The 16,323-nt window shown below is 62.1% G+C and carries 21 protein-coding genes; 7 read left to right on the plus strand and 14 right to left on the minus strand.

Annotated features, from left to right (window positions below):
* Window positions 1-38: 38 nt before the first annotated feature.
* Entirely contained in the window at window positions 39-476 is a 438-nt protein-coding gene (locus PGB28_RS01780; RefSeq protein WP_271419763.1) for an EF-hand domain-containing protein, read from the minus strand.
* A gap of 221 nt (window positions 477-697) precedes the next feature.
* Between PGB28_RS01780 and PGB28_RS01785 the strand changes: the two genes are divergently transcribed.
* On the plus strand, window positions 698-1,054 hold the full coding sequence (locus tag PGB28_RS01785) for a YigZ family protein (protein ID WP_271419764.1): 357 nt from the start codon (window positions 698-700) through the stop codon (window positions 1,052-1,054).
* Here PGB28_RS01785 and PGB28_RS01790 read toward each other — a convergent pair.
* Entirely contained in the window at window positions 1,047-1,316 is a 270-nt protein-coding gene (locus PGB28_RS01790) for a DksA/TraR family C4-type zinc finger protein (protein WP_271419765.1), read from the minus strand. The two genes, PGB28_RS01785 and PGB28_RS01790, sit on opposite strands and share 8 nt — an antisense overlap.
* Window positions 1,317-1,426: 110 nt before the next feature.
* Here PGB28_RS01790 and PGB28_RS01795 point away from each other — a divergent pair, with 110 nt between their 5' ends.
* The gene (locus PGB28_RS01795; protein ID WP_271419766.1) at window positions 1,427-1,939 is read left to right on the plus strand and encodes a glutathione peroxidase; all 513 of its coding nucleotides are present in this window, start codon (window positions 1,427-1,429) and stop codon (window positions 1,937-1,939) included.
* 9 nt (window positions 1,940-1,948) lie between these two features.
* On the opposite strand, the gene PGB28_RS01800 is transcribed toward PGB28_RS01795, so the two are convergent.
* The 6 genes from PGB28_RS01800 to xseA form a co-directional block, all read right to left on the minus strand.
* Window positions 1,949-2,659 (minus strand): alpha/beta fold hydrolase, encoded by a 711-nt coding sequence (locus tag PGB28_RS01800; RefSeq protein WP_271419767.1) that lies wholly within the window; start codon window positions 2,657-2,659, stop codon window positions 1,949-1,951.
* 207 nt (window positions 2,660-2,866) lie between these two features.
* Window positions 2,867-3,907 (minus strand): transporter substrate-binding domain-containing protein, encoded by a 1,041-nt coding sequence (locus PGB28_RS01805; protein WP_271419768.1) that lies wholly within the window; start codon window positions 3,905-3,907, stop codon window positions 2,867-2,869.
* Window position 3,908: 1 nt separating this feature from the next.
* Window positions 3,909-4,997, minus strand: a complete 1,089-nt coding sequence (locus tag PGB28_RS01810) for a LysM peptidoglycan-binding domain-containing protein (RefSeq protein ID WP_271419769.1) — start codon at window positions 4,995-4,997, stop codon at window positions 3,909-3,911.
* 158 nt (window positions 4,998-5,155) lie between these two features.
* Window positions 5,156-5,770, minus strand: a complete 615-nt coding sequence (locus PGB28_RS01815) for a hypothetical protein (RefSeq protein ID WP_271419825.1) — start codon at window positions 5,768-5,770, stop codon at window positions 5,156-5,158.
* A 57-nt stretch (window positions 5,771-5,827) separates the two neighbouring features.
* Window positions 5,828-6,259 (minus strand): VOC family protein, encoded by a 432-nt coding sequence (locus PGB28_RS01820; RefSeq protein WP_271419770.1) that lies wholly within the window; start codon window positions 6,257-6,259, stop codon window positions 5,828-5,830.
* 69 nt (window positions 6,260-6,328) lie between these two features.
* Window positions 6,329-7,867: an exodeoxyribonuclease VII large subunit gene (xseA, locus tag PGB28_RS01825; protein WP_271419771.1), complete on the minus strand. Its 1,539-nt coding sequence runs from the start codon at window positions 7,865-7,867 to the stop codon at window positions 6,329-6,331.
* Between the two features lie 70 nt (window positions 7,868-7,937).
* Here xseA and purD point away from each other — a divergent pair, with 70 nt between their 5' ends.
* On the plus strand, window positions 7,938-9,200 hold the full coding sequence (gene purD, locus PGB28_RS01830) for a phosphoribosylamine--glycine ligase (protein WP_271419772.1): 1,263 nt from the start codon (window positions 7,938-7,940) through the stop codon (window positions 9,198-9,200).
* A 56-nt stretch (window positions 9,201-9,256) separates the two neighbouring features.
* Here the strand turns inward: purD and PGB28_RS01835 are convergent, their stop codons facing one another.
* Window positions 9,257-9,667, minus strand: a complete 411-nt coding sequence (locus PGB28_RS01835) for a CopD family protein (protein ID WP_271419773.1) — start codon at window positions 9,665-9,667, stop codon at window positions 9,257-9,259.
* 17 nt (window positions 9,668-9,684) lie between these two features.
* Window positions 9,685-9,954: a DUF2312 domain-containing protein gene (locus PGB28_RS01840; protein WP_271419774.1), complete on the minus strand. Its 270-nt coding sequence runs from the start codon at window positions 9,952-9,954 to the stop codon at window positions 9,685-9,687.
* A gap of 117 nt (window positions 9,955-10,071) precedes the next feature.
* Here PGB28_RS01840 and PGB28_RS01845 point away from each other — a divergent pair, with 117 nt between their 5' ends.
* On the plus strand, window positions 10,072-10,287 hold the full coding sequence (locus PGB28_RS01845; RefSeq protein WP_271419775.1) for a hypothetical protein: 216 nt from the start codon (window positions 10,072-10,074) through the stop codon (window positions 10,285-10,287).
* A gap of 13 nt (window positions 10,288-10,300) precedes the next feature.
* Here PGB28_RS01845 and PGB28_RS01850 read toward each other — a convergent pair whose 3' ends face one another.
* On the minus strand, window positions 10,301-10,516 hold the full coding sequence (locus tag PGB28_RS01850; protein WP_271419776.1) for a hypothetical protein: 216 nt from the start codon (window positions 10,514-10,516) through the stop codon (window positions 10,301-10,303).
* Between the two features lie 306 nt (window positions 10,517-10,822).
* Here PGB28_RS01850 and PGB28_RS01855 point away from each other — a divergent pair, with 306 nt between their 5' ends.
* Genes PGB28_RS01855 through PGB28_RS01865 form a run of 3 tightly spaced genes read left to right on the plus strand, consistent with a single transcriptional unit; the run spans window position 10,823 to window position 12,120 of the window.
* Window positions 10,823-11,248, plus strand: coding sequence for a YeeE/YedE family protein (locus PGB28_RS01855; RefSeq protein ID WP_271419826.1), 426 nt, complete (start codon window positions 10,823-10,825; stop codon window positions 11,246-11,248).
* Window positions 11,248-11,679 carry a DUF6691 family protein gene (locus tag PGB28_RS01860; RefSeq protein ID WP_271419777.1) on the plus strand — a complete coding sequence of 144 codons (432 nt, stop codon included), beginning with the start codon at window positions 11,248-11,250 and terminating at the stop codon, window positions 11,677-11,679. The genes PGB28_RS01855 and PGB28_RS01860 overlap by 1 nt, the downstream gene beginning before the upstream one ends.
* 9 nt (window positions 11,680-11,688) lie before the next feature.
* A complete protein-coding gene (locus PGB28_RS01865; protein WP_271419778.1) occupies window positions 11,689-12,120 on the plus strand; it encodes a TIGR01244 family sulfur transferase in 432 nt (143 codons plus the stop codon).
* 20 nt (window positions 12,121-12,140) lie between these two features.
* On the opposite strand, the gene PGB28_RS01870 is transcribed toward PGB28_RS01865, so the two are convergent.
* Genes PGB28_RS01870 through PGB28_RS01880 form a run of 3 tightly spaced genes read right to left on the minus strand, consistent with a single transcriptional unit; the run spans window position 12,141 to window position 16,309 of the window.
* Window positions 12,141-13,259: a FliM/FliN family flagellar motor switch protein gene (locus PGB28_RS01870; protein ID WP_271419779.1), complete on the minus strand. Its 1,119-nt coding sequence runs from the start codon at window positions 13,257-13,259 to the stop codon at window positions 12,141-12,143.
* A 51-nt stretch (window positions 13,260-13,310) separates the two neighbouring features.
* On the minus strand, window positions 13,311-16,040 hold the full coding sequence (locus PGB28_RS01875; RefSeq protein WP_271419780.1) for an ATP-binding protein: 2,730 nt from the start codon (window positions 16,038-16,040) through the stop codon (window positions 13,311-13,313).
* On the minus strand, window positions 16,040-16,309 hold the full coding sequence (locus PGB28_RS01880) for a hypothetical protein (RefSeq protein WP_271419781.1): 270 nt from the start codon (window positions 16,307-16,309) through the stop codon (window positions 16,040-16,042). Before PGB28_RS01880 ends, PGB28_RS01875 begins: the two co-directional genes overlap by 1 nt.
* Between the last annotated feature and the right edge of the window lie 14 nt (window positions 16,310-16,323).

Raw genomic sequence — 16,323 nt, forward strand, 5'->3', positions numbered from 1 at the left:
CTGTGAGCCGGGGCTTTATGCTTGGTCCACACGGGGCCTTAACGGTTGGGGTTACCACCCCCCTGGCCACCGCCGCGACCGCCACCCTGGCCACCACCGCGATTGCCGCCGCCACCACTGGCGCTGGCACTACCACGGTTGCCATTGCTTTGCGCAGCCTGCCGGCGCTGCTGGGCCGCCATCTTGTTTGCGCCGGCCTTGGCCATGCCAAATGCCGAATGCATGAAACCGGTCTGATTGGATTTGCCATCAATTTCCGCCAGCGAGATCGAACCCGAAGCATCCATGTCGTATTTCGTAAGCATGACGCTCGCCATCGGCCCGAAATACGCGTCCAGTTCCGCCTGATCCAACACGCCATCGCCATTGGTGTCGATATCAGAGAAATTCACCGTGCCGGCCTCGGCGGTTTCGCCGGTGCTGAAAACAAGCGCCGCTGCCAGCGCCAGGGTTGTCCATGTCGCTCCATGTGCCATGCTGCTCTCCTTATTTTGTGTCGCCCGATCCAGTACTTCAGGACCCGAGCCCTACATTTCCATCGCCGAACGCCTACACAAGAAAACGGTCGAAATTATGGCCTTTCAGGCGCGAATTGACCGCTTTACCGGCGTTCTGTGCGGGTCTTTGCCGATATCGCAATGCGTGGAATCCGGGCCAGGCACTGGACAGAGCCGCGCAAACCCCGCAGAACCTCCCCATGCTGACGCTGGACAATATCCTGACCGATCGCGGGTCGAAATACGCCGTATCCGGCGCGCCCTGCGGCTCGGAACAGGAGGCCAAGGAGCTTCTCAAATCCCTCAAGAAACAAAAGAAATTCGCCAAGGCCACACATAACACCTGGGCGCTTCTGCTTGACGATACTCCGATCAAGAACGATGACGGCGAAAGCGGCGCGGGCAATGTGATCCTGCGCATGCTGGAGCGCGACGATATCCGCAATCACCTGATCATCGTGACCCGCTGGTATGGCGGCAAGCATCTGGGGGGCGACCGGTTCCGCCATGTGCAGACGGCGGTGCGTGCCTATCTCGACGCGGCCGGACTCATTTGAGCTGACTGTCCTTGGAGCCGCGCCGGTTGATACCGCTGCGCGCCTGAAACGCCCCGTCGCGTTCCTGTTGGCAGTCGATACACAGCTTCACACCCGGGATCGCCTTGCGCCGCGCCTCCGGAATATCCTCCTCGCATTCCGCGCAATGGGTCAGGCTCTCGCCCACGGGCCGCTTCTGCGCCCGCATGCGTGCCAGCTCATCATTCACCGACGCTTCGATTTGCTCATTCACCGCGCCGTCGCGCGCCCATCCACCGGCCATGGCATCCTCCCTCCGATCCGATCACGCTAAGCCGCCGCCCATCGCCTCGCAAGCCTGCACCTCTTGACCCGCGTGGAAATCGCCTATCTCAAGATCAAAGGAGATGCCCCATGCGCCTGTTCGTCGCCACGCTCGTCATGTTTGTCCTGACCCTGCCCGCCGCCGCGCTGGAGCGGTTCACCTTCCCCTCTATCGACGGCGGCACACTCGATCTGGGCGATTGGCGCGGTCAACCGGTTCTGGTGGTCAATACAGCGTCACAATGCGGCTTTACCCCGCAATATGACGGGTTGCAGGCGCTCTACGATCGCTACGCGGATCAGGGCCTTGTGGTCCTGGCGGTACCCTCCGACGATTTCAATCAGGAACTGGCTACCGCGAATGAGGTCAAGGCCTTCTGCGAGATCAACTTCAACCTCACCCTGCCCATGACCGACATCACCCATGTGCGCGGGCCGCAGGCGCACCCGTTCTATAAATGGCTCCGGCAAGAGACGGGGTTCACGCCGAAATGGAATTTCAACAAGGTGCTGATCGGGCCGGATGGAACGGTGATTGAAACCTATGGCTCGGCCACGCGTCCCATGTCCCGCCCGGTCGAAGCCGCGCTTGCCGCGCCGTAGGCACCCCGCCTATTGCAGAACAAAGGGCTGCTTCTGCCAGGCGCGTAGCACGTTGATGACCGCCTCGGGCTGTTCCAGCGACGGCAGATACCCCGCCCCTTCGATCACCTCCAGCCGCGCATGGGGGATCAGTTCGGCCATAAAAGCATGACGTTTCACCGGCAGCGCCGCGTTCTCGGCCCCGCACATGACGAGCGCGGGCACCTTGCACCGACGCATGATGCTTTGCTGGTCCTTGCGCCGCATGATGGCACGGCTCTGCGCGACAAACACCTCACCACCGAGATGATGCGCCATGTCCTGCACGAGCGCCATGACATCATTGCGATAAGGAGACACAGCAAGCCCGTTGCGACGGATCTCTTCATCCATCATTTCCCGTAGCCGCCCCGTGCGCGCCGCGATGATCCGCGTCTCGCGCGCCGCCGCGTCGGTCGGCGTTTCCGACAGTGGCGTCGTATCCATCAGCGCGATCCGCGTCACCCGATCCGGCGCACGGCGCAGCACTTCCATCGCGATGATGCCGCCGAACCCCATTCCGGCCAGCGCAAATTTCCCCGGTGTCGCGCTAACGATGGCCGAGGCGATTTCCTCGACCCGTTCACCAGCGATGGCGGGCATAACCATGACCGGCGTATCAACGCTCAGCGCCGCCACCTGTGGTCCAAAGACCCGCGCGTCACACATGAAACCCGGCAACAATACAATCGGTTCGCGCATCTGAAACTGGCCTGCTCTTCCTCGCCCGGCCCTCATGTGAGCCTGGAAAAGGGACTGATTTTGGGCACTCTATCAAAGCGCTACGCAATGACCAGTCGGGAAATGCCGCTCGGCCGGCGGGCGCTGCAATTTACAGCCGCAGAACGAAAAAGGGCGGCGCAACCTGCACCGCCCCTCGAAATTCACGGTCCTCCAATCCGCTTGGGATCAGTTCGTGCCCTTCTTCATCTGGTCCCAAAACACCGCGAGATGGCGGGAGACGATCTCGTTATACCGGTCGCTTTTCTTGAGCGCCGCGATACCCGCGTTGATCCGGTACATATGAGTCGTGCCTCGCCAATGGGTCTTGGAAATCACCACATGCAGCCCCTCTGAACTGAGCGGGCGCTCCAGCGGCACGACCTGACCGCGCAGGCCCATCTCGTCAATGGTGTTGGCGCCAAGAAAGACATTGACCGTCACCGCGTCCACCTCGCCGCGCTGCAGCGCCTCGAAGCAGGCCTGTGGCGTGTCTGCCTGAACGAAGTCGATCAGCCCCTCGCTCAGCCAACGCCGCCCGGCGCGGTCCAGATCGTGGGTGAAATACCCCTTGGGCCGGCACAGGCTCTTGCCCAGCACATCCGCATCGCTCTCGAACGCAAAGCCGTCCCCCTGGCGCACGAAGAGCATGATCAGCACCTCGACCAGCGGATCGGAGAAATGGAAATTGGCGCAGCGTTCATTCTCGGGCGTCGTGGCGCAATCCGGTTTGTACCACGGAAAGCCCATATCGGCCTGTTTCTCGCTCAGGATCGGGAACAGATGACGCGACCAGTCATCCTCCCAGACAATCGCATAAGGCACCGGCGCGGGCGTGCTCTCCAGAGCCGCATTTACAACCTCGGTCACCATGCCCTTGCCGGGCCACTCAGTATCGGTGAACGGAGCGAAATTCGATCCAGTGACGAGCACCAGTTCCGCATCCGGGCGCTGCAAAGGCGTGGCGTCTGCCTGCTTCACGGCCTGTCCCGGAGCACAAGGCAGCACCAGCGCATCGCCCGGCGATACGTTGAACCCGCGCGATTGCAGCAGATCCTGGTTGGCGTAATAGATCAGCGTCCATTTCTCCGCATCACCATAACGCGCCTCGGCAATGGTCAGAATCGTATCCTCGGCCCCGACCAGATACTCCTCGGGCGCACAGTCCTGCGCCGCAGCCAGCCCCGGCAAAAGCGCAACAAGCGCGGCGATCCAGGCAAAGCGCCCCATCTCAGAACTCCGCCCAGATGCGGGTCATGTGCGCGTCGACAATCGACTGATAAGAGCCATCCGCCTTGATCTTGGCCAAACCCTCCTCAAAAACCGCCAGAAATTCGCGGCCATGCGGGTGCGATTTGTGCACAACCATGTGGTTGCCATCCACCGAGATCGGTTGCCCCGAGGCGACCAGCACCTTGCCCTGCAGCCCCAGTTCCTTGATCTTCTCGCGGCCGAGGAATTCGTTGAGCACGACCCCGTCCACCTTGCCTTCGGTCAGCATCCGCATGCAATCGCCCGGCGTGCCCGGCGTCTCTAGCGAAATCACCCCGTCGCGCAGCCAGTTGCGCCTTTGCTGATCGAAAATATAGGTCGAATAGCCAGCGGGCCGGCACAGAACCTTGCCGCGCATGTCCTCGCTGCTGTTATAAGCAAAGGGGCGCTCCGCATCGACAAAGAGCAGCATCAGCACTTCGAACATGGAGTCCGAGAACATCAGGTTGGCGCAGCGATAGGTCGTCGGGTCCGCTTCGCAATCGGGCTTGTACCAGGGAAAGCCGATATCGAGCAGCGCGTTGGACAAAAGCGGTTCGTGATGCGCCGCCCAATCGTTGACCCAGTGGATGGCGAAGCCCTGTTTGGGTGCCGCCGCCTCCATCGCCGCCTGCACTACCTCGGTCAGGATGCCGCCGCCGGGCAGGTCCTTGTCGGTGAAGGGGGCAAAATCGCTGCCCGTCAGCACGTTGATTTTCTGGCGCGTCGCGGCGTTACCCGGCGCAATCTGCACCGGGGCCGAAGCCCGCGCCTCCGTCACCGCGCGTCCGCCCGGCAGGCCATTGGGCAATCCGTTGATACAGCCAAGATTGAGTTGCATGCCAACGCGGATATTGTTCGGGCTCTGACCGATCGCGTCGATATTGTTGGTGTGGATCGAAGACCACATACCCGCGTTTTGATACAGACGGTCGGCAATCCCCGAGAGGCTGTCACCCGCCTTCACCGTATAGACCCCGCCACAAGTCTCCTGGGCCTTGGCGGCCCCAGCGAGCGAAAGCGCCATCAGCGCGACGGTGCCCAGCGCGCCCAATCGTTTTCTACCCATCACGGCAACCCCCTAAATCTGGTAGAAATTTCCATGATCTGGTGGCCTCGGTCAACGCGCTTACTATGGATTGACGCAAACCCTTCTTCCTTAACGGGTTTTTTCACCCAGCCCATACAGCCATTCCGAGTTATCCACAGAATCGTCGGTCGTCGCCGTCAATCACCCGGCAGAGACAAGCCGCGAAACCGCGGAAAATCGCCATATCGCGCACGCCGCTGGCGGCCGCGTTCCTCCGGTTCCGCTCCTTTGGCCAGCAAGGTTCCGCGCGGGGCGATATAGCTCGATATCATCCGCCAAGGCACAGGCCGCCACGTGATGTTGAAAGCGCAGAGCTTTGGAAAGAAACACAATTCCGAATAGGGCAGGTGATCGTGGATCCACCAAGCCAGGTCACGCCAGTCCCGGCCCGCATCATATTTATCGGCAAACCAAGGGATAACAATGCTGGCCCCGGCAACCGGCCGCTCCGGTTGGTCCCAGATATGGCATTCCTGCGGATAGTCATTACGTGCACAGTTTAGCTTGTGGCGATTGCCGAAACCGTTGAGCGCCGCCGACCTATAGCCAGAGCGCACCGCGACACGGCCAAAGGTCTCTTCCATCGGGTCCAGCAACGCCGTGCAAAACGCGCGTCCCCGTTCAATGGCAATTTCGGGACGGTCGGGAATATTCGGGATGCCGTGAATATTGCCAATTTCGGAGTAGAGAAATTCCCGCATGTAGAAATACTTGCCCAACCGCACACGACCCAGTGCCTCAAGGCTCCACATGGACCGGGGTTTACGCATTTGCCAAACCCAAGGCCCCGGCGCACGCGCTGGTCATCGTCACTCCGGATACCCGTTCCAGCGAAACGCACCATCTTCGGCCAGGGGCGAAAACGGATTATGCGCCACCTCCCAGATATGACCGTCCGGGTCGGCGAAATAGCCGTGATACCCGCCCCAAAACACATCCTGCGCCGGTTTCAGGATCGTTCCGCCCGCCGCTTCGACGCGCGACAGAAGCGCGCACACTTCTTCCTTGCTACGCAGGTTATGCGCCAACGTAATGGCCCCGCAACCAAGCCGGTCCTCGGTCACGCCCAGTTCCTCCGCCAATGCCGCCAGCGGATAGAGTCCCAGCGTCTGCCCGATCAGGTCAAAGGCCACGACGCCATCCTGCGCCTCGACCCGCTGCCAGCCCAACCGCTCATAAAAATCCGCCGATGCCGCCATATCGCGGACCCCAAGCGTGATGAGACTGACGCGCTGTTCCATGATGCCCTCCAAAGCTTGCCAAAAAATGAACATAAGGCGAACATTTTCGCAAGCCCTTTCCGGCGCAGGTCAGAAAAGGCTGCCCTGTTCGGGCGGTTTGGGCTTGGAGGGAGCGTTTTTGCGACCAGCCCCGATCTTCATCCGCCCATCGGCAAATTCGATCTCCAGCCCCGTTGCGCTGGCCGCTTCGGCCTTGGTCGTCACCACGCCCGCGTCGCCACGCACCACCGCATAGCCGCGCGCCAAAGTCGCCTTGTAGCTCAGCGTTTCGCGCAACCGGTCGGTCGCCTCAAGCCGCTTTTCCAGTTCCAAAATCTGCCGCGCCCCGGCCTCGGATAACCGTCGGAACATGTCCGCAACACGCTGTTTTTTATCCGTAATGTCGCGCTCGATCATACGCGGGGACAGTTTAACCGCCGCCACGCGCTCCGCTTTCCACCCGACGCCGCGCAACAGGGCGGGGCTAAGCCGCGCGCCCATCTGCTCAACGCGCATCTTTTCATTGCGCAGGCTGCGCCGCAGCCCCGAAATCTGCAGCCCACTAGACACCTCGGACAGCGCCACGCGCCGCCGCTGTACGCCCCGTTCCAGCGCAACGGGCAGCCGGTCGCCCCAGGTGTCCAGCCTTTGGCGCGGCCCTTCCACCAGCGCCTCGGCGCGCGGCAAGGCCCGGGACAGATCACGCAGCCGCTGACCCCGTTGCGAAATCCCGCCCGCAAGCGATTGCACCAAACGTCCGCCCTGCCCGTCCAGCCAGGCAAGCAGTTCCAGCCGCACCGGCACCGCCATTTCCGCCGCCGCCGTGGGCGTGGGCGCGCGCCGGTCCGAGACATAGTCGATCAGCGTGGTGTCGGTCTCATGCCCGACCGCTGAAATCAGCGGGATGTCCGACTCCGCCGCCGCCCGCGCGACGACCTCTTCGTTGAACCCCCACAGATCTTCGATCGACCCGCCGCCCCGCGCCACGATCAACAGATCGGGTCGCGGCAGCGCCCCGCCCGGCGTCAATGCGTTGAAGCCTCGGATCGCCGCCGCCACCTCGGGCGCGCAACGCTCGCCCTGCACCGCCACCGGCCAGATCAGCACCTTGCGCGGGAACCGGTCACGCAACCGGTGCAGGATATCGCGGATCACCGCGCCGCTGGGCGAGGTCACAACCCCAATGATTTCCGGTAGATAGGGGATGGGCCGCTTGTGCTCCGGCGCAAAAAGCCCCTCGGCCTCCAGCATTTTCTTGCGCTTTTCCAGCATCGCCATAAGCGCACCAACGCCCGCCGGTTTGATATCCTCGATGACGATCTGGTACTTGGACTGCCCCGGAAAGGTGGTGAGCCGTCCGGTCGCGACCACTTCCATGCCTTCCTCGGGCTGGGTGGCCAGACGTGCCGACACACCTTTCCAGATCACGCCGGAAATCACCGCGCGGTCGTCCTTGAGATCAAGGTAGATATGTCCCGAACGCGGCCGGGACACGCGCCCAACCTCGCCCTTGATCCGCACATGGGAAAACTCACCTTCGATCATGCGTTTGATCGCACCGGAAATCTCGGTGACGCTGAATTCCGGGGCGTTCATGCCGGGTGCGGCATCGTCGATCAGGTCGGACATCTGGCCTCGCTTGTATCTGCTCGGGGCAAACCCTAAAACGCGAGCGACAAAAACCCAAGCGGAGAGCGCCATGAATATCCTGATCCTCGGCAGCGGCGGACGTGAACACAGCCTCGCTTGGGCGGTGATGCAAAACCCGAAATGCGACAAGCTGATCGTGGCACCGGGCAATGCCGGGATTGCCCAGATCGCCACCTGCGCCAGCGTGGATATCGAGGATGCGGGCGAAGTCCTCGCGCTCTGCGAGGCGGAAACCATTGATTTCGTGATCATTGGCCCCGAGGCCCCGCTGGCCGCGGGCGTCGCCGACCGGCTGCGCGACGCGGGGCTTTTGGTCTTTGGCCCGTCCAAAGAGGCCGCGCGGCTGGAAGCCTCCAAAAGCTTTACCAAGGAGATTTGCGACGCGGCCAAGGCCCCCACTGCAGCCTATGCGCATTTCACCGACGCCGATGCCGCCCGCGCCTATATCCGCGAAAACGGCGCACCGATCGTGATCAAGGCCGACGGGCTGGCCGCGGGCAAGGGCGTGATCGTGGCCATGGACGAACAAACCGCTTTGGACGCCATTGACGACATGTTCGGCGGCGCGTTTGGCAGCGCCGGGGCCGAGGTGGTGATCGAGGAATTCATGGAGGGTGAGGAAGCCTCCTTTTTCGTTCTCTGCGACGGCAAAACCGCGCTTCCCATCGGCACCGCGCAGGACCACAAGCGCGTGGGCGAAGGTGACACCGGGCTGAATACCGGCGGAATGGGCGCCTATTCCCCGGCACCGGTTCTGACCGAGGCGCTGCAAAAACAGGCGCTTGACCAGATCATCGAGCCGACATTGGCGGAAATGGCGCGACGCGGCACACCCTATCACGGGGTTCTTTATGCCGGGTTAATGATCAAGGACGGGCAAGCCCGTCTGGTCGAATACAACGTGCGTTTCGGCGATCCCGAATGCCAGGTGCTGATGCTGCGGCTGGGTGCGCAGGCGTTGGACCTGATGCATGCGGCGGCCGAGGAACGGCTGGCGGAGGCGCGGGTCAACTGGGCCGATGACCATGCGATAACGGTCGTCATGGCCGCGAACGGCTATCCGGGATCTTATGAAAAAGGCAGTGTGATCAAGGGGCTGGACAGTTGCTCTGAAGACAGCAGCCACATGGTATTCCATGCGGGAACCACGGCAAAGGACGGGCAGATCACGGCCACCGGTGGCCGGGTGCTCAACGTGACGGCCCGCGGCGCGACCCTGCAAGAGGCACGCGACCAAGCCTACGCAATGATCGACGGGATCGACTGGCCGCAAGGATTCTACCGCCGCGATATCGGCTGGCGGGCGCTGTAACCTGGTGCCGAAATCTTCAAAAGATTTCGGACCGATTTCTTGTGAAGACATCGGACTCAAAAAGGTTTGACCACCACCACCCACAGCACGGCAATCACGCCGAAGACGCTGATTTCATTGAAAACCCGCAGGTAGAAATCACTTTCGCGGAATTCACCGCGCTTGGCTCGGGCCACCATGAACCCGGTCATGACGTAATGCGCCGTCAAAAGCGCCACGAGCCCAAGCTTGACCCAGACCCAGGGCGCAAAATCCCAGTACCAGCCCAACCAAAGCCCGGTGATCAAAGCGATCACCCCCAGCCCGGCGGAAAAGCGATAGAGCCGGAAGGTCAGGTCCCCGGTCGGACCGAACTCCCCGATCCGGGCCCATTCGCGTTTCCAGTAAATCAGCGCGCGCGGCACGGCAAAGATGGAGGTCATCCATCCCATGACGCAGAGCAGATGTATGATTTTCACCCAATCCATCGCGCGCTCCGCCCGGCTCAGCTCATGCCAAGCGCCTCCTTGTACATCTCCAACACCGCTTCTTCTTCGGCGATGTCGTCCTTGTCACGCTTGCGCAGCGCAATGACCTTGCGCATGACCTTGGTGTCATAGCCGCGCGCCTTGGCCTCGGCCATCACCTCTTTCTGCTGGTCGGCGATGTCTTTCTTTTCCTGATCCAACCGCTCGAACCGTTCGATGAACTGGCGCAGCTCGCCCGCGGTTACCTTGTAGCTGTCAGGAATTCCGTTGTCGGTCACATCATCCATGTCACTCTCCTGCCTTTTGGCTCTTGCTAGCCGCGTGCCGCGCGCCCCGCAAGGGCTTGAAGCCCGGAGCGGCATGAATTACCGACGGGCGCAGATTTGGACAACAGGAGCAGACCCATGGAATGGCTGATCTGGATCGGGGCCGCACTTTCGGTTCTTGGCCTATTGGGGCTAGGCTGGTGTATCACGACCGTTGCACGCGCCAAGCGCGCGCAGCTGGATGACGAGGCCATGCGCGCCACATTGAAAACGGTTCTGCCGCGCAACCTCGCGGCATTGTTTCTGTCCGTCATCGGGCTGATGATGGTGATCATGGGGATTTCGCTGGGCTGATCCCCAATTCCTCTCAGATCGGGAAGTTGTCAAACTGGGCTTCGATGTCCTCGTCGATCCGGTCCAGTTCCGGGCGGGTGCCGGGGCGGTCAATGCGGATGCCTCTGGACAGAGCCTCCTGATGAAGCTCCTGAAGATGCGCGATCAGCCGTTCGCGTTCAGCCATACCGCTTACGGCAATCTGCGCTCGGAGCTGGTGGAACAATTCTCTGTACTGTGCTTCGGACATGCCTCACTCCTCCCAAGGTTCCAAGTTTCTACCATAACGCCGGTGGTCTGTTTAGCCCCACAATTCCGAAACTTTTGTGACGCCTGAAATATCGCCGCTGCTGCATGGCTATGCGCAGTCTGTCATCGCTTTGAGAACGCCGCTTTGAACGGGACCAAACCGGCCACCGCCGGGCCGCGATCTCCTTCCCGAGATGATGTCACAACAGGGCTTGAAACATATTCTATTTTCGATATATGAATTTCACGCGAACAGGTGCGCCAGCCTCGTGCGGCAGGTGCGACCGTGAATGACAAAGGAAACGTTATGGAACAGGACTGGATTTGGGGACTGGTCGGCGGGTTGCTGATCGGAACCGGAGGTGCCGTATACCTGCTGGGCAACGGACGGATCATGGGGGCCAGCGGCATCATCGGCGGGCTTGTCGATGGCAGCGGGCGCAGCACGGCGGTGGAGCGGATCGTCTTTCTCGTGGGCGTGGCGCTTTTGCCCATTTTGCTGATGCCCATCTACCGCGAGGTCGACACCCATCTCACCACCAACCCCGCCGTGTTGGTCGCAGCCGGGCTGCTGGTGGGGATCGGGACGCGCATTGCCAATGGCTGCACTTCCGGGCACGGGGTCTGCGGCATCTCGCGGCTGTCGCTGCGCGGCATCGTGGCCACGGCATTCTATATCGGGGCCGGCGGTCTGACCGTCGTGATTTTCCGGCATCTTCTGGGGGTGATCTGATGCGTAACTTTCTTGCATTCATCGCGGGCGGTCTGTTTGGCGCGGGCCTGTTTGTTTCCGGCATGACGGACACCACCAAGGTGCAGGGTTGGCTGGATATTTTCGGCAACTGGGACCCGACGCTGGCCTTTGTCATGGGCGGGGCCATCATTCCAATGGCTATCGCATGGCGGCTGACCCAAAACCGCACGCCCATCGCAGGCGGCAGCTTTCCGACCCCGCCTGAGCCGAAACTGGGCCGCAACCTCGTGTTGGGCTCGGTGCTCTTTGGCATGGGATGGGGGCTTGCCGGGCTTTGCCCAGGTCCGTCCATCGCAGCGCTGAGCTATGGCGGCTGGGGCAACATCCTGTTCGTGGCGGCGATGCTGGTCGGCATGTTGGGAGCGCCTGCAGTGCGGACGCAACTGGACAGGCTCTCCGCTCCCGCGTAATCAGAGCACATGGAGATCAGACATATCAGCGAGACCTACCACGTCTCGCCGCAAATCACCGCTGAAGACGTGGCAGAGCTTGCCAAGGCAGGCTTTACCACGATCATCTGCAACCGGCCCGATGCCGAAGTTCCCCCCATGCTTCGGGCCGATATGATTGGAACCGCTGCGGAGGCGGCCGGGCTGGACTTTCACGTTCTGCCAATCACACATCAGAGCATGACGCCGGACGCGATCCGCGCACAAGCCGGGATCGTCGAGGCCGCGCCCGGTAACGTGCTGGCCTATTGCGCATCGGGAACGCGCTCTACGGTGTTGTGGTCCCTTGATCAGGCGATGTCGCGCAAGCAACCGGTGGACGACATTCTGAACGCCGCGCAACAGGCCGGGTATGACCTTGGTGGGCTGCGCCAACAGCTTGAAATGCTGTCCGCCGGCTGAGCCACCCAACGCGGATTGGCTCATTCGAAATTGATGTTTTCGGCAGCCTGCGGCTCCGGCAGATCCTCGGGCCAGCCCGGCGCTTGCAGCTCCCCCCCCAACGGCGCAGGCTTTGGTACGGTTGGTAACGAGGCCCCTGCCCTGTTGTCGGCCAACGGGTTGGGCATGTTGGCAAGCGACCGATCACCCGGCGCATCAGACTGCACCTGCGGAGCTTCGATCATCTGTTGAGCGCCGCTGTCGGTCTGCTCCCCATCGCCCAGCCGAATCGCCCATTTGCCGTCCAGCTTGCCCAGCCGCGCAGTCCCGTGGCACCCGCCATCCGCGGTGCGCAGCTCTGCCCGCGCGAATAAAAGCTCCTCAACAGGCAGGCAGTCACCGGGTTTGAGCGCCGTAGCCTGCGCCAGCGTTATCGAAAGACGCCCGGCCACCACCTGCAATTCGGCCGGGATGGTTCCCATCGCCTCGCGGAGCTTGTCCGAGTCAACCTCTGGTCTGCCCTGCTCAGATGATGGTTTGGGCGGTGCCTTGGGCATCAGAAGGCGAAACCCCCCGCTACGCATCCCCACCCCGACATCAAGCTCAAACCCGAGGCAATGCAGATCGGGTGCATCCAACGTCAGCGAAAGCGCGCGCAGATTCTCCGCCATCGCGCCAAAGCGATAGCCGATCATCCAGTCATGGGCGGGGTCCGCCGCAGACCCGGCCTCATCGTCGCCCCCGCACAGCGTGACATCCGCCCGTTCCAGCGCCCCGTCCAGCCAGGGCGCGATCAGCGCGGCATCGGTGGGTGTCGGCTCCCGTTCGGGCGGTTCCTTGGGAGAGATCGTGCCGATGGTCTGCACCTCGACCATCGCGGCCACGATCTTGCGGTCGATCGCCGCCGCGCCACGTGCGCCATCCGGGCCGTCCAGCAACAAGAGCATCATGTCATCCGACATATGGTCGCCCAGATCCTCCAGCCCGATCACCGCCTGGTCGATCCCGCGCACATCAAGCGGAAGCTCCCACAGCGCTCCGGCGGTCCGGGCCAGCGCAAGACGCAAAGCGCGTGCCGGGGTCATCTCCCGCGACTCGCGCTCCTTGCGCGCCGTGCTGGCTTTCTGCCGCAGCAGGTTTTGGGCTTGTGTTGCCGCCATCCCGTCCAATGGCCCTCAGGTCCACGTAATTCCGTTACATGATCTATGGCGTCAATTGGTTACCAACGGCTTACTCTCGGCAAGATGTTCTGGTGCAACCATTGGAAGCGTCACGCGGAAATGCGCGCCGCGCGTGTCCGGGAGAAACCCGATGGACCCGCCCAGCCGCTCCATGATCTGCCGACAGATCGACAGCCCCAACCCGGCGCCGCCGGCGCGCTGGGGGCTCACCCGCGCGAATTTTTCAAAGATGAGGTCCTGCGCATCGCTTGGGATGCCGCTGCCATTATCGATGAAATCAACCTGTACGCCCAGATCGTTGTGCTCCACCAACACGGTCAGCTCCGGCTGCTCCGCATCGCAATATTTGCGCGCATTGGCGATCAGGTTGATAAAGACCTGCCCAAGGCGGTCGAAATCCGTGTGCAGCGTGATGCTCTCCTGTTCCGGATCGCGCAGGATGGTGATGGCCGGGCTCTCGTCCCCGGTCGCCGCGGCAGAGGCCGCCTTGTCCAGTGCCTCGCGCAGCGTGCCGTCGCGCAGGTTGAGATTCACCTGACCGTTTTCCAGAACGCTGAGATCCAGAAGATCATCCAACAGCCGCGTCAACCGTACAGATTCGTCATGGATGATCGACGAATATTTCTGCTTTTCCTCGCGTGAGACATCGGCTGTGTCGCGCAGGATTTCGGAAAACGCCCGGATAGACGTCATTGGCGTGCGCAGCTCGTGGCTGATCTGGGACAGGAACGCGTCCTTCTGCACCGACAGGCTGGTCAGCTTTTCATTCGCCGCCCGCAACTGTTCGGCGGTGCGCGACAATTCCAGCGACTGCGCCTTGAGCCGGTCGGAATATTCGATCATCTGGGCGGTTTCATCGGCCACGGCCAACAGCTCGCGCACCGAGACCGAGGCACCGCCGACGATCTGTGCCACCATCGCATGGGCCGTGGCGGCGCCCACCGAGCCGGACAATTCCCGTTCAAGCCGCTGAAGAAAATCCGGCGTCGGATCGGGCAATTTCCCGGGTCGCGCATTGCCCCCGGCCTGGCGCGCGGCTTCACGCCGGAAAAATTGAAGCGCCTCTGACGCGCCCAGAATACGCTGCGCCATGACCATCAGGTCTTCGGTCTGCGCGGTGCCCGCCGACCAGCTGCGCGCGCTGCCGGTCTGTTGCAGCGCGTTGACAAACTGCGCGCCCTGCAACCGCTCCAGCGGTGACGGGAAGCTGGCCAGCGACACGGTGACAAAGGTGATCGCGTTCAGCAGCAGGCTCCAGAACACCGCGTGGATCAGCGGATCGATCCCCTCGATGCCGAACAACGCCTGAGGCCGCAGCCATGCAAAGCCCAGCAAGCCGTTCTCCAGCACCGTGCGGGGCATGAACGCGCCCTCACCGAAGCTGGGCAGGAACAGCGTATAGCCCCAAAGCCCGAACCCCACGGTCAAACCGGCCAACGCCCCCACCCGCGTGGCCCCGCGCCAGAACAGCCCACCCATCAGAACCGGCAGAACCTGCGCCATGCCCGCAAAGGCAATCAGCCCAATGGCGGCAAGCGCCGTGCCACCGCCCGACATGCGGTAGTAGAGATAGCCCAGAAACACGACCCCCGCGATGGACACGCGCCGCGCCACCAGAACCACATGGCGCACATCGCCGGAAAAGCTGGCCCGCCCGACATTGGCGCGCAGCCAGAGCGGCATGACGATATGGTTCGAGACCATCGTCGAAAGCGCCAGCGCCGCGACAATCACCATGGAGGTGGCCGAGGAAAAACCACCGATAAAGGAAAAGATCGCCAGCGCGTTCTGCCCTTCGGATAGCGGCAGAGTCAGAACGAAAAGATCCGGATTGGACGAAGCCGGAAGCCGCTCAAGCCCCATCACCGCGATGGGTACCACAAATAGACTCATCAGCAGGAGATAACCGGGAAAGGCCCAGGAGGCGGTGCGTAGATGCTGTTCGTCGGAGTTCTCGACCACCATCACCTGAAACATGCGCGGCAGGCACAGGAAGGCCGCCGCCGACAGGAATGTCAGCGTCGCCCAACGCCCGCCATCCACCTGCCATTTGCCGATCTCAGAGGCGTCGATGCGCGCCAGCGTGTCGCCCACCCCGCCAGACAGCCCCCAAACCACAAAGATCCCAACCGCCAGCAGTGCCATGAGCTTGACCACCGCCTCCACGGCAATGGCCATAACCACCCCGTGGTGGCGTTCGTTCGCGTCGAGATTGCGGGTGCCGAACAAGACCGTGAAGAGCGCGAGCCCCATCGCCACCCATAGCGCAGTGCTCTCGGACACATTGGCCGCCTCACCCTGTTGGTTCAGGGAGTCGGCAAAGGCTTCGAAAGAAAGAGTAACCGACTGCAATTGCAGCGCGATATAAGGCGTCGTGCCAACCACGGCGAGGATCGTGACCCCAACGGCCAGAAGGTTGGATTTGCCGAACCGCGAGGACACCAGGTCCGCAATCGAGGTGATCCGTTGCGTTCGTCCCACCCGCACCAGCTTGCGCAAAAGCCACCACCAGCCGATCATGACCAGCGTTGGCCCCAGATAGATCGTCACATATTCAAACCCGGACCGGGCCGCATACCCCACCGCGCCGTAGAACGTCCAGGCGGTGCAATAGATCGACAGCGACAGCGTGTAGACCACGGATGACCGCAACCACTTGCCACGCCCGCGCATGGCGGCACGTTCGGCGACAAAAGCCACAAAGAACAGGAAAAGCGCATACGCGGTGCAGACGAAAATCAGCACATTGAGCGTCTGCATCAGTCGTTCCTGCCCCGTGGCGGTTCGGGCGCGCCGCCATCCTCAAGCGCAGGTTCTTCCTTGATGAGGAATGATAGCACGAGGGCACCCGCTACCAGCGCGATCCAGACCGCAAAGATATATTCAATCGCCACCGACATTGCGATGCCGTCTTCGGGGCCGCGCGGCCAGAACAGCGGCAACAGGAACAGCACCAGCCCGATAACAGGCAGGAACCGCGCCGCGTCCTGCATCCGCCGCTTACGATAGGTCTGTCTCTCGACAAACATCTTGCGGGGACTGC

It is taken from the genome of Primorskyibacter aestuariivivens, assembly GCF_028023675.1.
In the GTDB taxonomy this organism is placed as follows: Bacteria; Pseudomonadota; Alphaproteobacteria; order Rhodobacterales; family Rhodobacteraceae; genus Marinovum; species Marinovum aestuariivivens.

Bases quoted from the DNA above. Each gene is read 5' to 3' on its own strand.
- PGB28_RS01820 (WP_271419770.1), bottom strand. From the start codon at position 6,259: ATGGAACAGCGCGTCAGTCTCATCACGCTTGGGGTCCGCGATATGGCG.
- PGB28_RS01880 (WP_271419781.1), bottom strand. From the start codon at position 16,309: ATGTTTGTCGAGAGACAGACCTATCGTAAGCGGCGGATGCAGGACGCG.
- PGB28_RS01845 (WP_271419775.1), top strand. From the start codon at position 10,072: ATGGAATGGCTGATCTGGATCGGGGCCGCACTTTCGGTTCTTGGCCTA.
- PGB28_RS01865 (WP_271419778.1), top strand. From the start codon at position 11,689: ATGGAGATCAGACATATCAGCGAGACCTACCACGTCTCGCCGCAAATC.
- PGB28_RS01780 (WP_271419763.1), bottom strand. From the start codon at position 476: ATGGCACATGGAGCGACATGGACAACCCTGGCGCTGGCAGCGGCGCTT.
- PGB28_RS01800 (WP_271419767.1), bottom strand. From the start codon at position 2,659: ATGCGCGAACCGATTGTATTGTTGCCGGGTTTCATGTGTGACGCGCGG.
- PGB28_RS01805 (WP_271419768.1), bottom strand. From the start codon at position 3,907: ATGGGGCGCTTTGCCTGGATCGCCGCGCTTGTTGCGCTTTTGCCGGGG.
- PGB28_RS01840 (WP_271419774.1), bottom strand. From the start codon at position 9,954: ATGGATGATGTGACCGACAACGGAATTCCTGACAGCTACAAGGTAACC.
- PGB28_RS01815 (WP_271419825.1), bottom strand. From the start codon at position 5,770: ATGTGGAGCCTTGAGGCACTGGGTCGTGTGCGGTTGGGCAAGTATTTC.
- PGB28_RS01850 (WP_271419776.1), bottom strand. From the start codon at position 10,516: ATGTCCGAAGCACAGTACAGAGAATTGTTCCACCAGCTCCGAGCGCAG.
- PGB28_RS01835 (WP_271419773.1), bottom strand. From the start codon at position 9,667: ATGGATTGGGTGAAAATCATACATCTGCTCTGCGTCATGGGATGGATG.
- purD (WP_271419772.1), top strand. From the start codon at position 7,938: ATGAATATCCTGATCCTCGGCAGCGGCGGACGTGAACACAGCCTCGCT.
- PGB28_RS01785 (WP_271419764.1), top strand. From the start codon at position 698: ATGCTGACGCTGGACAATATCCTGACCGATCGCGGGTCGAAATACGCC.
- PGB28_RS01875 (WP_271419780.1), bottom strand. From the start codon at position 16,040: ATGCAGACGCTCAATGTGCTGATTTTCGTCTGCACCGCGTATGCGCTT.
- PGB28_RS01810 (WP_271419769.1), bottom strand. From the start codon at position 4,997: ATGGGTAGAAAACGATTGGGCGCGCTGGGCACCGTCGCGCTGATGGCG.
- PGB28_RS01795 (WP_271419766.1), top strand. From the start codon at position 1,427: ATGCGCCTGTTCGTCGCCACGCTCGTCATGTTTGTCCTGACCCTGCCC.
- PGB28_RS01860 (WP_271419777.1), top strand. From the start codon at position 11,248: ATGCGTAACTTTCTTGCATTCATCGCGGGCGGTCTGTTTGGCGCGGGC.
- xseA (WP_271419771.1), bottom strand. From the start codon at position 7,867: ATGTCCGACCTGATCGACGATGCCGCACCCGGCATGAACGCCCCGGAA.
- PGB28_RS01855 (WP_271419826.1), top strand. From the start codon at position 10,823: ATGGAACAGGACTGGATTTGGGGACTGGTCGGCGGGTTGCTGATCGGA.
- PGB28_RS01870 (WP_271419779.1), bottom strand. From the start codon at position 13,259: ATGGCGGCAACACAAGCCCAAAACCTGCTGCGGCAGAAAGCCAGCACG.
- PGB28_RS01790 (WP_271419765.1), bottom strand. From the start codon at position 1,316: ATGGCCGGTGGATGGGCGCGCGACGGCGCGGTGAATGAGCAAATCGAA.